13 protein-coding genes and 1 tRNA gene are annotated in these 13983 nt (G+C 45.3%); 10 read left to right on the top strand and 4 right to left on the bottom strand.

The genetic code is table 11. The features are described 5' to 3' along the window. Positions 1–92: 92 nt before the first annotated feature. A complete protein-coding gene (gene mazG, locus QT987_RS25095; protein ID WP_333245680.1) occupies positions 93–920 on the bottom strand; it encodes a nucleoside triphosphate pyrophosphohydrolase in 828 nt (275 codons plus the stop codon). A 6-nt stretch (positions 921–926) separates the two neighbouring features. Beyond that, the gene (locus QT987_RS25090) at positions 927–1517 is read right to left on the bottom strand and encodes a metal-binding protein (protein WP_333245678.1); all 591 of its coding nucleotides are present in this window, start codon (positions 1515–1517) and stop codon (positions 927–929) included. 72 nt (positions 1518–1589) lie between these two features. Between QT987_RS25090 and QT987_RS25085 the strand changes: the two genes are divergently transcribed. The 4 genes from QT987_RS25085 to ygfZ all read left to right on the top strand — a co-directional run bounded on the left by QT987_RS25085 (position 1590) and on the right by ygfZ (position 4814). Beyond that, a tRNA-Val gene (locus QT987_RS25085) sits at positions 1590–1661 on the top strand. Between the two features lie 211 nt (positions 1662–1872). Next, positions 1873–3060: a transposase gene (locus QT987_RS25080; protein WP_333245675.1), complete on the top strand. Its 1188-nt coding sequence runs from the start codon at positions 1873–1875 to the stop codon at positions 3058–3060. Positions 3061–3206: 146 nt separating this feature from the next. After that, on the top strand, positions 3207–3590 hold the full coding sequence (locus QT987_RS25075; protein WP_333245672.1) for a hypothetical protein: 384 nt from the start codon (positions 3207–3209) through the stop codon (positions 3588–3590). Between the two features lie 144 nt (positions 3591–3734). Next, positions 3735–4814, top strand: a complete 1080-nt coding sequence (gene ygfZ, locus QT987_RS25070; protein ID WP_333245669.1) for a CAF17-like 4Fe-4S cluster assembly/insertion protein YgfZ — start codon at positions 3735–3737, stop codon at positions 4812–4814. A 188-nt stretch (positions 4815–5002) separates the two neighbouring features. Here the strand turns inward: ygfZ and QT987_RS25065 are convergent, their stop codons facing one another. Further along, positions 5003–5821, bottom strand: coding sequence for an FkbM family methyltransferase (locus QT987_RS25065; protein WP_333245666.1), 819 nt, complete (start codon positions 5819–5821; stop codon positions 5003–5005). A 411-nt stretch (positions 5822–6232) separates the two neighbouring features. Beyond that, positions 6233–6739 carry a hypothetical protein gene (locus QT987_RS25060; protein WP_333212447.1) on the bottom strand — a complete coding sequence of 169 codons (507 nt, stop codon included), beginning with the start codon at positions 6737–6739 and terminating at the stop codon, positions 6233–6235. Between the two features lie 137 nt (positions 6740–6876). On the opposite strand from QT987_RS25060, the gene QT987_RS25055 reads away from it, so the two are divergent. The 6 genes from QT987_RS25055 (at position 6877) to QT987_RS25030 (ending at position 13688) form a co-directional block, all read left to right on the top strand. Then, positions 6877–7119 (top strand): hypothetical protein, encoded by a 243-nt coding sequence (locus QT987_RS25055; RefSeq protein ID WP_333052315.1) that lies wholly within the window; start codon positions 6877–6879, stop codon positions 7117–7119. Between the two features lie 310 nt (positions 7120–7429). Next, positions 7430–8512 (top strand): ATP-dependent 6-phosphofructokinase, encoded by a 1083-nt coding sequence (locus QT987_RS25050; protein WP_333245741.1) that lies wholly within the window; start codon positions 7430–7432, stop codon positions 8510–8512. A gap of 555 nt (positions 8513–9067) precedes the next feature. After that, positions 9068–9490 carry a thioesterase family protein gene (locus QT987_RS25045; protein ID WP_333245663.1) on the top strand — a complete coding sequence of 141 codons (423 nt, stop codon included), beginning with the start codon at positions 9068–9070 and terminating at the stop codon, positions 9488–9490. A gap of 250 nt (positions 9491–9740) precedes the next feature. Further along, on the top strand, positions 9741–11189 hold the full coding sequence (locus QT987_RS25040; protein WP_333245738.1) for a slr1306 family protein: 1449 nt from the start codon (positions 9741–9743) through the stop codon (positions 11187–11189). Between the two features lie 155 nt (positions 11190–11344). After that, positions 11345–11953, top strand: coding sequence for a Uma2 family endonuclease (locus QT987_RS25035; RefSeq protein WP_333245660.1), 609 nt, complete (start codon positions 11345–11347; stop codon positions 11951–11953). Positions 11954–12197: 244 nt separating this feature from the next. Then, positions 12198–13688, top strand: coding sequence for a DUF697 domain-containing protein (locus QT987_RS25030; RefSeq protein ID WP_333057649.1), 1491 nt, complete (start codon positions 12198–12200; stop codon positions 13686–13688). The last annotated feature ends 295 nt before the right edge of the window (positions 13689–13983 follow it).

Raw genomic sequence — 13983 nt, 5'->3', positions numbered from 1 at the left:
TGCCCAACCCCTACTCCCCACAAGCAAAATATGGAGTTGTTGTGGAACAGGCATCTTGCCTGTTCTTAACAATAGTGATCGGGAGTGAGTTATTACCGATCGCCCTTTTGTTGAGCAATTAAAGCTTTAGCTTGCTGCCATAGAGATTCTAACTCTTCTGGGGGATAATCTGACAAAGGTCGATCGCACGCAGCCTCTACCTTCGCAAACCGCTGCACGAAACGATCGTTTGTTCCTTGCAAAGCAGCCGACGGATCTAAATCGTACCAGCGAGCTAATTGAATCAACACAAACATAATATCTCCCAATTCTGACTGCTGCGCTGCCTTATCCTCGTGTTTGAGAGCGTGCTCAAATTCTGCCATTTCTTCGTGAAATTTATCCCAAACGCCGTCTACACTGTCCCAATCAAAACTCACTTCCGCAGCTTTTTGAGAGATTTTCATCCCGGCGGCTATTGGCGGCAAAGTGCTGGCATAACGGCTCATTTTCGAGGCTAAAGTTGGCGGCTTTTCCGATGTTGTGCCTTTTTCTGCTGCTTTGATTTTTTCCCAGTTTTCGTTGACTTCATCGACGCTGTTGATTTCGACATCGCCAAAGACGTGGGGATGTCGCCGAATTAGTTTTTCTGTAATGCCCGCAGCTATTTCGGCGAAGGTAAACTGATTGGATTCGCTGGCAATTTGAGCTTGCAGAATTACCTGTAACAGTAAGTCGCCCAATTCTTCGACGATCGCATCTTTATCTCCTTTGCGAATCGCGTCGGCGGTTTCATAAGCTTCTTCGATGATGTGAGGAATTAGAGTTTGGGGAGTTTGGGCTAAATCCCAAGGACATCCGCCGTCTGGCGATCGCAATTTAGCTACAACTTCTATAAGTTCTTCGAGTGCTGTGAGCGATCGACTTTCAGAATTAGACATAATAATTTACCTTTTAGATTTGCTGGAAGTGCGGCGGGGAGGTTGGCGTTTGCGCCTCTTAATTGTGCCAGGAGGGCGCAACCCGCTTAATCCTTTCTTTTTGAATTTTTTGTAAGCCGAGCCGCCCCAATCGCTCAGATAATGGCTCATAGCGCCCAATTCTAGACCGATGTAAACGGCTAAAATTTCGATGTGGTGTTCCCAGATCGATCGCCCGTAACTCAAAACCACATCCTGCCAATTCCAGCCGAAGTTTCCGACTTTTTCGGCAATTGCCAATCCCACGATTCCGAGAACCGCGATCCAGATAGCGAGGTACAAGATTCGCAAAGCAGTGCCGATCAGAGGGCCGTGGGACAAAAAAGAACGGTGGCGCAGGCTTTTTTGGTACGGGAGCCAAATCGGTTTGAACCATCCCCAGCGCTGATACTGGCAAGAGTAGATATCCAAGTCGGGGCCAAACATCAGCCCGCCGAATAAGAAGCTGCCGGAAACGAGCAAAGTCAGGTTGCTGCTCTGAGTCTGGCCAAAGGTGAGGGCTGCCACCAAGGGCAAACTCCACATGGTTATTTGATCGTGGGTGCGGCCAGAGGGCATTTAAAGTTTAGGATTTTTTTTACTTGATCTTTCTGAGTTACTGTGATATGATAAATCCCGGTGAGTGCAATTGGGTGATTAGCTCAGTGGTAGAGCGCCTGCTTTACACGCAGGATGCCGTAGGTTCAAATCCTACATTACCCATCCGATAACTCAATATCAACAGTTTCAGCCGTTTTTAGCCGTCAAGCCGAGAACGGCTGTTGCTGTTGAGGGTTGACTGTTGAATTGGGTGACAGAAAACAATGGGATACAAGCCTCCTCCTTTTAGGGGGACTTTCGGTTCTGAATTTCTCCGAAGAGGATTTTGAATAAATGCAGTGCTGTTTGTTCAGACTTGCTCTACAATTGTTTTATGTTAAATCTCACCTACGAGTACAAGCTCATTCCTACCGATACGCAACGCCAAACTTTCGACCAGTGGCTCAATATTTGTCGCAAGGTCTACAACTTTGGATTGCGAGAACGAAAAGATTGGGTTAATTCTCGTAAGTGTGATATCAACTCGTGCAGCATTAAGCAGGAATACATTATCCCGGATGATGCACCGCGTCCAACCTTTGCCCGTCAATGCAAATCATTGGCCCAAGCAAAGAAGTTAATTCCTGAGTTGAAACTGCCTCACACCCATGTCTTGCAGCAGGCGTTGCGCCAATTAGAGGCAGCGTTTGTGGGGATGTGGGAACGAGGACACGGTTTTCCTAGATTCAAAAAGCGGATGCGCTCATTTGTGTTCCCTCAATTGAATCTAGAATCCGTTAAACAGTTTGATGGTGCCGATTGGGTCAACCTGCCCAAGATTGGGTTAGTTAAAATGCACCTGTCGCGTCCAATTCCTCAAGGGTTTGATGTCAAGCAAATTCGCGTTATTAAGAGGGCTTCTGGCTACTATGTCATGCTCACTTTGCAATGTGATATCAAAGTACCTCAAGCCTCACCTTCAGGACATGGATTAGGGATTGATTTAGGGTTAAAACATTTTTTGGCAACTTCTGATGGTGAATTGATTGATAGACCTCGATTCTTTGTGGATGGACAACGCAAGCTGAAATTGCTGCAACGTCAACTCAAGCGTAAGAAAAAAGGCTCTAGAAAGTTTCGTCAAATTCATCACCAAATAGCGAAGCACCACGAATACATCTCGAACAGTCGCTCATACTTTCATTTCAAGACCGCTCATCATTTATGCAACGCAGCCCACACAGTATTTGCTGAGGATTTGAACCTCAAAGCAATGTCAGCCGGAAGGCTGAGCAAGCACACGCTTGATGCAGGGTTTGGTCAGTTCCTGAATATATTGAGCCATGTTTGCTTTAAGCGAGGTGCATACTTCGCAAAAGTAGACCCCAACGGAACAAGTCAAACCTGCCCATTATGTCAAACCCATACAGGTAAAAAAGAGTTATCCCAACGAGTGCATAAATGTCAAACCTGTGGCTATGAAACAAATCGAGATGTTGCAGCCGCGCAAGTGGTGTTGCAGCGTGGATATACAGCGGTTGGGCAAAACGAGCGTGAATTTTGGGGAGGGCAAGCTACATGAGTAGTCCCAATGAACCAAGAATCCCTGCTCATAAGAGGACAGGGAGTTGTCAAGACTAAATTTAACATTCTGTGGCGGATGTCTCAAAAGTTGGCACCCCATGCTAGAAAATTAATTTATTGATTTTCTTTTTTAGAACCCTGTATATGAAGCCTAAAATAACTAGCCCGATCGCGTGGCAGCAAGCTGAACTGCTCATGCAGCCAGCGATGATCCGAGTGATCGACAACATCCGCAAACAATTAGAGGAGTCAGTTTGGACGGGTACTTATCAACAAGTGCAGATTCCAATTCCGGGCTATCAACTAATTTTAGAGCTTCAAGGCGAGCAAAGATGTGTCGATATTTGGGAACTTTGCTATCGAGTCTGCTTTGTCAACTACCAGCCCGCCCACAGTCAAATCCAAAGCCAAGAAGTTGTAATTGATACTAGCTTGATTGATGATGAGACTGGCGATGTAGATTGGAATCGGCTTGATGCTAAAGCCGGCCAATTAATACAAGAAATATTCGCTAATTTGGGCAAATAGTCAGTTGAGAGTTGTCAGTTGACAGTTGTCAGTTGTCAGTGGTGAGCTTTCCAGCCAACAGCGAACAGTCAACAGTCATCAGTCAACAGTCATCAGTTAACAGTCAACAATTAACAGTCAACAATTAACAGTCAATAAAATCTTATGATTCAAGAATTGCACGACATTCAAGCAGCGACAGGTGCTACTTTTGCAGAGTTAACAACCAAAGAAATTGTGCCAGTCAGTTTTGGTAACGACGCAGAAGCGATCGCAGCAACTAAAAAAAGTGTGGCTTTGTACGATCGCACTCACTGGGGACGCATTCAAATCTCAGACAGCGATCGACTGCGGTTCTTGCACAATCAAAGTACCAATAACTTTAATATACTCAAACCCGGTCAAGGTTGCGACACCGTTTTCGTGACTTCTACCGCCCGGACGATCGACCTCGCTACCGCTTATGCTACAGAAGATGCCGTACTGCTGTTAGTTTCGCCCAACCGCCGCCGCCAACTACTGGAATTGCTCGATCGCTATATTTTCCCAATGGATCGCGTCGAGTTAACAGATTTAACCGATACAACTGTTGCTTTCAGTGTCCTCGGCCCGGAAAGCACTCAACTATTAGAAAAAATCGGAGTTACCGAACTCGAAAATCAACCTTACGCTACTCACAAATTGATAAAAAACCCCCCTCTTTCCCCCCCTTACGAAGGGGGGGATGAAGGGGGGGTTCGAGTTGCGGTTGGTAGCGGTTTAGCAACTCCCGGATACACGTTAATTGCGCCAGCAAGCGATGCAGCCCACTTGTGGAAAGAATTAGTCAAAGCTGGGGCCGTACCGATGGGCGATCGAGTTTGGGAACAACTGCGAATCGAACAAGGACGCCCCGCCCCCGATTTTGAACTCACAGACGATTACAACCCCTTAGAAGCCCGCCTTTTACACACGATTACCTATGACAAAGGTTGCTACATCGGTCAAGAAACAATTGCCCGGTTGAACACCTACAAAGGAGTCAAACAAGAACTTTGGGGCGTGCAGTTGAGCGGTGCGGTTGAACCCGGAACAGCAGTCACAATCGGAGAGGAAAAAGTCGGCAAACTCACCAGTTTTACGGAAACTGAATCCGGCTTTTTTGGTCTTGCTTACATCCGCACAAAAGTGGGCGGCGAAGGATTGAAAGTGCAGGTAGGAGAAATGACCGGGGAAGTAGTAAACCTGCCTTTCTTAAGTTTGTAAGCTTGGGTTTGTAGTGATGACTTTATTCCTCATAGATTGAATTCCTCACTACGAACCTATAGGGGGTATTCTACTGGACATCATAAGCTAGATCAGTATTTAAATTGCAGGTCAACAAATAATCAAACTCTTGTGGGACGTTGCTCCGACGCCGCCCCAAGTATGCAGTTTAAATGCACAATAGCTGATTAAATTATGACATAATCTTCCCCCAAAACAGCTTGATTGACCTGCGGTTCCGGCTCTACTGGGTCGCTGTAATGAGTGTCAATGTGTTTGATGAAACTTTCCCGATAAGCTTTGAGATGCGAGTTAAGTGCTTCGATATCCTGCTCTCCTGTCGCGAAACCCCTCTCTCTTCTAAATTGACCCGATTCTTTAACGAAAGCCATGTCAACTTGCCACAAAGCCTTATCAATCGGGCGATAGGACAAATCAACAATATCATAAGCTGCGAATCCTTGAGACTTCATAAAACTCATTACCTCATACATCTGACCAAACAAAGTAACTTCTACAATTACATATTCAGTCTGCTGCAAAATCTCAGTTGCTCCCGCTAAAACATTTAATTCCTGTCCGTCTACATCAACTTTAATTAAATACGGGCCTGGCAATTTTCTTTCCCTGCATATTCCATCCAGCGTAATTGCTGGTATGTTTCTCACATAAGGATTGCTGCTGTCAGTAACGCGATTTTCAGAAAGTGAAGAATGCACCATACCGGGACTGACGTTGAGGGTGAAAACTCCCGCTTCTTTGGTAGCTGCTGCAATAATGTATTCTGCACTTTTGAGCTTGCGGCAAATTTTGGCGAGGTAAGGTTCATTTTCGGCGATCGGCTCAATTAGCAAATGTCGCGCATCGGGGAAAGTTTCGTAAAGATTAAAAGTTCCCAAGGCGGCACCGACATCAATCACAGTTCTTGGTTGAAAACCTAAGTCTTTAGCCAGCAGCAAGCTGCCTGACATCGAGTTTCTGAGAATTCCTGTTTGTTGTTGGTTCACAATTTTTTCCAGATTTCAATGTGGATAAAGTTAATAGTATGTCTTGCAGCAGAGTTATTGTATGTCCGAATAAAGAAACGAAGCAATCGCCGAGGTTTGCTATTTCTTCGTTTCTGATCGTAATGACAGAAATAGGTTTTAACTCAGATGTTGCACCATTGTCAATCAGCTTTTTAGGAACAGGCTTTTCGGCCTGTTCCACAATATATATAGCAATCCTTGCAGGAGTAAAAAGATGTAGGGGTAGTGCTAAGAGTGCCTACCCTGCCTCATGGGGCAACCACGGGGGGTTTGCCCCTACAAAAATTACACAAATGATTTGGGATTGCTATAGTAAATTTTCTTGTGGAACAAGCTGGACGGCCTGTTCTTGAGAATGGTGCAAGATGTGAGTTTCCATGTAACCTGCTACTATTTCGCGGATTTGTGCGCCTTGTTTTCCGGTTCGACAGATTGCAAAGCTTCGTCGAGAATTGCACGGGCTGACTCGGCTTTACTCCTAGCATCTCGATAGCGAACGTTAGCTTGAGCGAAGTTTTTGAGAACCTTGAAACCGTCTTTGAGGCTGGCGATTTCCTCGGCAGTCACAGCTTCATCTGTAAACAAAATGTCGATCGCAGCCCGGATTTTGAGTGCTTCTTCGCGGGATTCCATGACTTTCAATTTGAGACTTGCCAAATTGCTCAAAATCTGGACGGCTTCAGTAATCGCATCCTCGCCGTCAGACGCAGCATCTTCGATATCCTTAACTTCAACAAACTGTTTGGGCCCAAATCCCTCCATGAGTTCCGTAGGCAGCTTGCCCTCATCCATGAGATCCATCAGCCGATCCATCGCTTCTTCACGGGCTTTGGCTGAATCTTTCCCCTTGACAGTTAAAATAATTTCGGGGCTTTGAGGAAGTGTATAGCGAACCATATTTTGACAGCCTGTGCGCGAAAACAATTGAATGATATTTTATCTTTATTCGATCGCCAGTTGCAGCTATCAATCCGCTCGACTACCAACCGCTTTCCAAAACTTGACACATATACACTCAAAAGGAACCCTCGACAATGAAAGATAAATTTCTTAACTTTCTCAACTTGATTTTAGTAGCTGATGTGTTTTTCGTCTTTGCCATTTTTGGGTGGTTTGTGATCGCAGTAGCAGGTCGATCGACCGGAGTGAATCTCGGTTTTGATTTGTGGTACAGTCTCTGGCAGCCCGTATTTAATCCCGCCCTCGGAATTCTTATGGGCGGTGCTATTCTCAGCGGTATAATTAACCAAGTTTCTAAACGCCTCAATCCCAAGTAAAATTGATGTTTTGTTGGAAACGGTGATTGGCGATGCTACTTAGTTGGCGATCGAACTTGTGAAATGCTTCAAAGATGAGGCACTCAATTAGGTCGATGAAGCTGGAAAATACATAAGTAGTCAAAAACGAGTGCAACGCTTCCCAAAGGAGCGATATCTTATCAAAGCAATCACAAAAGTTATGATAGCTTTACATTCTGTTACAGAGTAAAGTTTATTTTCGCCTACCTATTTACGTCGAAAATCAGGATTGGACGATCGGGATCTAAAAATATCAACTCATGTTCTGATGAACAAAAGTCGGGCAATTATGGGAGAACAAAAATGTATCGGTATCCTCACCAGCGGGGGTGACTGTGCCGGCTTAAACGCAGTTATTCGAGCCGTTGTCTACCGCGCAACGGGAACTTACAATTGGAAAGTGATGGGGATTCGTCAAGCCACCAACGGATTGATGAGTCGTCCCCCTGCAGCAATTCCTTTGGATATTGAGAAAGTAGACTCGTGGCTCACCATTGGCGGTACGATGTTAGGCACGACAAATAAGGGCGATCCTTTTGCTTTCCCCATGCCGGATGGGACTCTACGCGATCGTTCTGACGACATTATCGAAGGCTATCATCAATTAGGTTTGGATGCTTTAATTGGGATTGGTGGCGACGGTAGTCTTGCCATTCTCAGGAAGATTGCTCAACAAGGTAATTTGAATTTAGTTGCGATTCCTAAAACTATTGATAATGATGTTGGAATTACCGAGCGTTCTATCGGTTTTGATACTGCGGTAAATATTGCCACTGAAGCACTCGATCGCTTGCATTTTACTGCCGCAAGTCACAGCCGCGTCATGATTGTTGAAGTCATGGGACGCGACGCTGGACATATTGCGATCAGTGCCGGAATTTCTGGAGGAGCTGATATAATTTTGATTCCAGAAATCCCTTACACAATTTCCAAAATCTGCGCCCAAATCCAAGAACGCCAAGACCGGGGAAAAAACTACTGTTTAATTATAGTAGCGGAGGCAGTTCGCACTGAAGAAGGCGAGTTAGTAATGCAAACAAATCGCTTAGGCCAAAGTCGATTAGGGGGAATTGGTCAGTATTTAGCTGATACAATCTCTGAGTGCAGCGGTGCAGAAACTCGCGTCACCGTTTTGGGACATATTCAACGCGGAGGAACTCCTTCATCGCTAGAAAGGTTAATTGCTTCTGCTTTTGGCGTCGCAGCAGTTGATTTAATTGCCGAAGAGAAATACGACTGCATGGTATCTTGGCAAAAGCGGGAAGTTGTGAGCGTTCCTCTGGAAGATGCGATCGCCAAATACAGACCTGTAGACTTCGATGGTACTCTGGTTAAAACGGCCCGCGGTTTAGGGATTTGTCTAGGGGACTAAACAATTACCCCTCCGATTTCTCAAAGATTTAGTCGGGGACGCACTCAGAACCAAGAAACCGGCTTTTTTAACCGAGACTGAGGGTTTTAAGCTAGTGTATGGTCGTAAAAAAACCAAGGTGATGACCAAGAATTTCAAAGGTGGTATCCGCCACGTGATTTATCCGTGGAATCAATCCAAAATCGAAAATCGAAAATCCTCAAGCCCCCGCATTTATCCGTGGGATAAATCTAAAATCTAAAATCTAAAATCTAAAATCGATTGACCAAGAATTTCAAAGGTGGTATCCGCCACGTGATTTATCCGTGGAATCAATCCAAAATCGAAAATCGAAAATCCTCAAGCCCCCGCATTTATCCGTGGGATAAATCTAAAATCTAAAATCTAAAATCTAAAATCGATTGACCGTCTGTGCTTCCAGGACTAAGATTAACCTGGAAGCAGTGACGTTTCAACTATTTAGTGTAACTTGCAATCAGTTCTGAGCCAGTATCGACCCAGAGTGCGATCGCACTCGGAACTACAAAATACCGCAACAAGTGGAAAGGGGAGAAATTGACACCATTTACTACACAAATTAGAGTGCGACATTATGAAATGGATGCTCTCGGTCACGTAAATAATGCTGTCTACCAGCATTATTTAGAACACGCTGCGATCGAACATTTAGAACATTTGGGATTTACTCTCGATCGCTACCGGGAATTGGGCGGCGTCTTTGTAATGCGACGGATAGAAATTGACTATTTGCGATCTGCCGCATCGGGCGATCGATTGGAGATATCCACTTGGATCGAACAAATGCGCGGCCCGCGCGCTGTCCGCCGCTACGAAATTCGCTTAGCTGGAAATGAGGAAATCTTGTTAAAAGCAGAGGCGCTTTGGGTTTGGGTTGAAGTTACCACCATGCGCCCGCGAGCAATTCCCAAACAAATAATTGATATTTTTGAATCACAATCTCAAGCATTACCAACCTAGAGAAAAAATCAACTATTATATTTGCAAAATCATGTAAAAATCTATTGGTTTGTAGTGAGGACTTCAGTCCTTCATTCCCCGTTTGTAGAAGTGCAAAAAGTTGATTGTCGCCGGGGCCGCAAATCCCGATCGCAAAAAGTCGGATCGCCCGCCTGCCAGTTTGGATGCCGCAGAGGTACGATGGAATATAGGGAGGGAGGCCAAGCCCGGTAAGGTTAAGCTTGGCGACAATACCCAGAGGAAGGGAAAAATGACACTTAACTTGCGGCGACCGATTTTGATAGGCGGAATAGGACTTTCAGCAGCGCTGTGGCTGCTGGAAACTCTACAGCATTCGGGTTCAGAAATGGGCGAAACGGCACTCATCGGCTTGGCGGCTGCCGGTGCGGGGTATTGGTGGTGGAAGCAACAATCCCCCAAACTCGAACTCGCACTCCCGCAACCCCTGGCGAACCGGGAAGCAGCCGAAAAAGCGATCGCGGCTTCAGAAACCGCAATTAAATTGCTGGCTTCAGAAGCTCAAAACTCTGCTGATCCTGCTAATCTAACAGCACAGCTCGATCGGCTCAGAACAGAATTAGACAGACAAGATTTGCGGATTACCGTAACTGGCGGCAAAGCTGTCGGCAAAACTGCCTTAATTCAAGTTTTAAATTCTAATTGGGCATCTCAACACCCGCAAAAGCTTAGTTTACAAGAAACTGCAGCGCTGTTTGCTAATACAAATGCCGATGCCAAAATCAACGGTGATTTAGTGCTGTTTGTGACAGCGGGCGACATCACAGATTCCGAATTTAAAACATTATCTCAGCTAGCTTCGGCAGGTCAGCGCGTGCTGCTAGTCTGGAACAAACAAGACCAATATTTGCCAGAACAGCAGTCCCAGGTTTTGAACTCTTTGCAGCAGAAAATGCAAGGAATATTGGGGACAGAAGAGATAATTGCGATCGCAGCTTCTCCCAATTCTATTAAAGTTCGCCGACACCAAGCGGACGGCACATTTAAAGAACGGATTGAAAAGCAAGTCTCTCAACTCGACGCGCTGACGGAAAGATTGACTAAAATCTTAACTGAAGAACGGCAACAGTTGGTCTGGGCGAGTGCAGTGCGGGAGGCTGCAAGTATCAAGCTAGAGGCCAAAACCTTATTAAATGCAGTCAGGCGCGATCGGGCAATTCCCATTATCGAACAATATCAGTACATCGCCGCCGCCGCCGTCTTTACTAATCCGGTTCCAGCTTTAGACTTGCTAGCAACAACCGCCATCAGCACCCAACTCGTAATCGATCTCGGCGCCATCTACCAGCAAAAGTTTTCCTTAGACCAAGCTAAGACAGTAGCGGGGACTTTGGCTAATCAAATGTTTAAATTGGGATTAGTAGAACTGTCTACTCAAACTATTACTGGACTGCTGAAAAGCAATGCCGTCACCTATGTAGCAGGAGGCGCGGTGCAGGGAATTAGTGCAGCCTATTTTACCAGAATAGCTGGACTGAGTTTAATTGAATATTTCCCAAGTCGAGAAGGGGAAAATGCTGCAATAGGCATTTTAAATATCGACCAGTTGACTAAAACTTTGCAAGCAGTTTTTACGCAAAATCAGCAAGTTTCCTTCTTGCAATCTTTCGTCAACCAAGTGGCGAGTCGCCTTTCATCTCAGGTATCTGGGCCCGAAACCGTTAAGTCCGTGGCCAATTAAGTAAAATAAAGGAACAGGCAAGATGCCTGTTCCACAAGACAGTTTTTTTGTTGTGGAACGGGCATCTTGCCCGTTCCCCGGCAGAGCAGGGGAACCAGTTAATATTTTCCTTCTTCCTTCTTCCTTATATTATACAATCAAAGACAGTTTGCACGATGATACAAACTCAACCAAAAATACTAACCTTTGAACAATTTCTAGAAGACAAACCCGAGAACAAATCCTACGAACTTCACGACGGGGTAATGGTTGAAATGCAGCCTACAGGAGAACACGAAGATATCACAGCATACCTTGTTCAAGAATTTACGCTGCTCTACACCCAACTGCAACTTCCATACCGCATTCCCTCGAAAGCGCTAGTTAAGCCACCAGCTAAAGATACAGGATATATCCCTGATGTTTTGCTATTAAACCGTCAGGCTTTAGCATCTGAACCCTTATGGTTGAAGTCAGCAACAATCACCCAAGGAACATCTATCCCGCTACTTGTTGAAGTTGTCAGTACCAACTGGCGCGACGATTATCTAAAAAAGTTGGCAGATTACGAAATGATGGGAATTCTCGAATATTGGATTGCTGATTATGCTGCGTTGGGCGGAATACGTCATATTGGCGACCCCAAACAACCCACGGTTTCGGTTTGTCAGCTTGTGGACGGAGAGTATAGGATTACACAGTTCAGAGGGAGCGATCGCATTATTTCACCTACATTTCCCAATATGGAGCTGAACGTCGATAGAATTTTCCGAGGCGGAGCCTAGTGTTAGGGAAAAGAACAGGCAAGATGCCTGTTCCACAAAAATTTTTTGTTATTGTGGAACAACAGGCAAGATGCCTGTTCCACAAAAATTTTTTGTTATTGTGGAACGGGCATCTTGCCCGTTCAAGATTTTTTGGAAAACTCACAACTAAAAAATTATAAATTTATGAAAAATTGTATTAAAATAAGAAATAGGATTTATAATTCGACGATCAATTATACCTGCTTTAAAAAGCCGATCGCCAATGGCTGACAATTCCCTTCAAGAAAATCGCTTATCCCTTGCCCGCGCCAGTTTGCGCGAAGCCCTGGCGCGCTACTCCCACCTGCGCCAAGGGAAAAAAAACTCGAATAATACAGAATTAGAAGCGGCGCTGCAATATCAGTTAGATATTTTAACTTCCACCTCAGAAAAACTAGACCACAACATAATCCGCATTGCTACTTTCGGCTTAGTCAGCCGTGGCAAGTCAGCCGTATTAAACGCGCTTTTAGGTCACAAAATTCTGCAAACAGGCCCTCTCAATGGCGTGACTCAGTGGCCGCGTTCCGTGCGCTGGAGTGTGCCTTTATCCTTCCTGGACAGCGAGGAATCCCCCCAACCCCCCCTGGCCAAGGGGGGGAAAGGAGGCGTGCAAGTAGAATTAATCGATACTCCGGGACTTGATGAAGTTGGTGGCGAAGTGCGCGGCGAAATGGCGAAACAAGTAACTCGCCAAGCTGACTTAATTCTGTTTGTCGTTGCAGGCGATATTACCCGAACTGAGTATCAAGCACTGTGCGAATTGCAAACAGCTCAAAAACCGGTAATTTTAGTTTTTAATAAAATTGACCTGTATCCAGAATTAGACAGAAAAGCTATTTTCCAAAGTTTGCAAGCGCTGGCAAATTCTGAAGAGTTAGCAGCCGCTGCGGTAACAGAGGAAACAGATAGCGAAAATTTGTCCGATCGCCCAAACAACCCATCTGATAAATCTACTGCAAAATCACCGCCTAAAACTTCCAAATCTTTAGAAATAGTCATGGTAGCCGCCGAACCAGCACCGGTGCAAGTGCGGGTGGAATGGGCCGACGGAAGAGTAACTAACGAATGGGAGTCGCCCCCCGCGCAGATAGACGAACTCAAACATAAAATTCTGACAATTCTTAACAGAGAAGGTCGATCGCTCCTCGCTCTAAATGCTTTAGTTGAAGCTAGAGATGCCGAAGCAAACATTGCCCGTCACGTTCTCAAATTGCGACAAACAGAAGCCGAAGATTTAATCTGGCAATTTGCAAAATATAAAGCTTTGGCTGTCGGTTTAAATCCAGTGGCATTCTTGGATGTAATGGGAGCAAGTGTCGCAGATTTAGCCTTAATTCGCTCTTTATCGAGACTTTACGGCTTACCCATGACTGGTTACGAAGCCGGGAAACTTTGGCAGACTATTTTCTCCAGCGCTGGCGGCGTACTTTTGGGAGAATTGGGTAGCAGTTTCCTCTTGGGATTTGGCAAAAGTGCAGCGGCTGCGGCCCCACACATCGGCTTTTCTACTTTTGCCGGAGTCGCTGTCACTCAAGCTAGTTTAGCAGCTTACGGAACCTACGCTGTCGGTCGTGCCGCCCAAGTTTACTTAGAAAAAGGCTGCACCTGGGGCCCCCTGGGACAAGATACGGTAATTCAACAAATTCTCGCTACCATCGAGCGTAATACAATTATCGATCGCCTGCAGCAAGAGTTTAAAATTGGCACTTAAAAATTGCCCTAGTAGTTGAGTAGGGTGCGTCAGGAGAGGGTTATTTGTGATAATTGAAGAGTTAGGATCTGACGCACCCTACTGCTTTTATTCTTCTACAACTGTCAAAAAAGAATGCAACTGTAGGTAAACTCCAAACCACCATGCTCATCAGTGATACCCCCTTCTTTAATCTAAAATCTAAAATCTAAGGAATGAGAATTAAATAACTTCCACAAGTTTGTGGGATGGGCGTCCCGCCCGTCCGTTTTGGAAGGGCGGGACGCCCATACCACAATAACAAATAAAATTGTAA

This window comes from Microcoleus sp. SVA1B4, assembly GCF_036700545.1.
GTDB lineage: Bacteria > Cyanobacteriota > Cyanobacteriia > Cyanobacteriales > Microcoleaceae > Microcoleus.
Note: the sequence above shows the minus strand (reverse complement) of the source record. Positions and strands in the feature narration are given on the sequence as shown.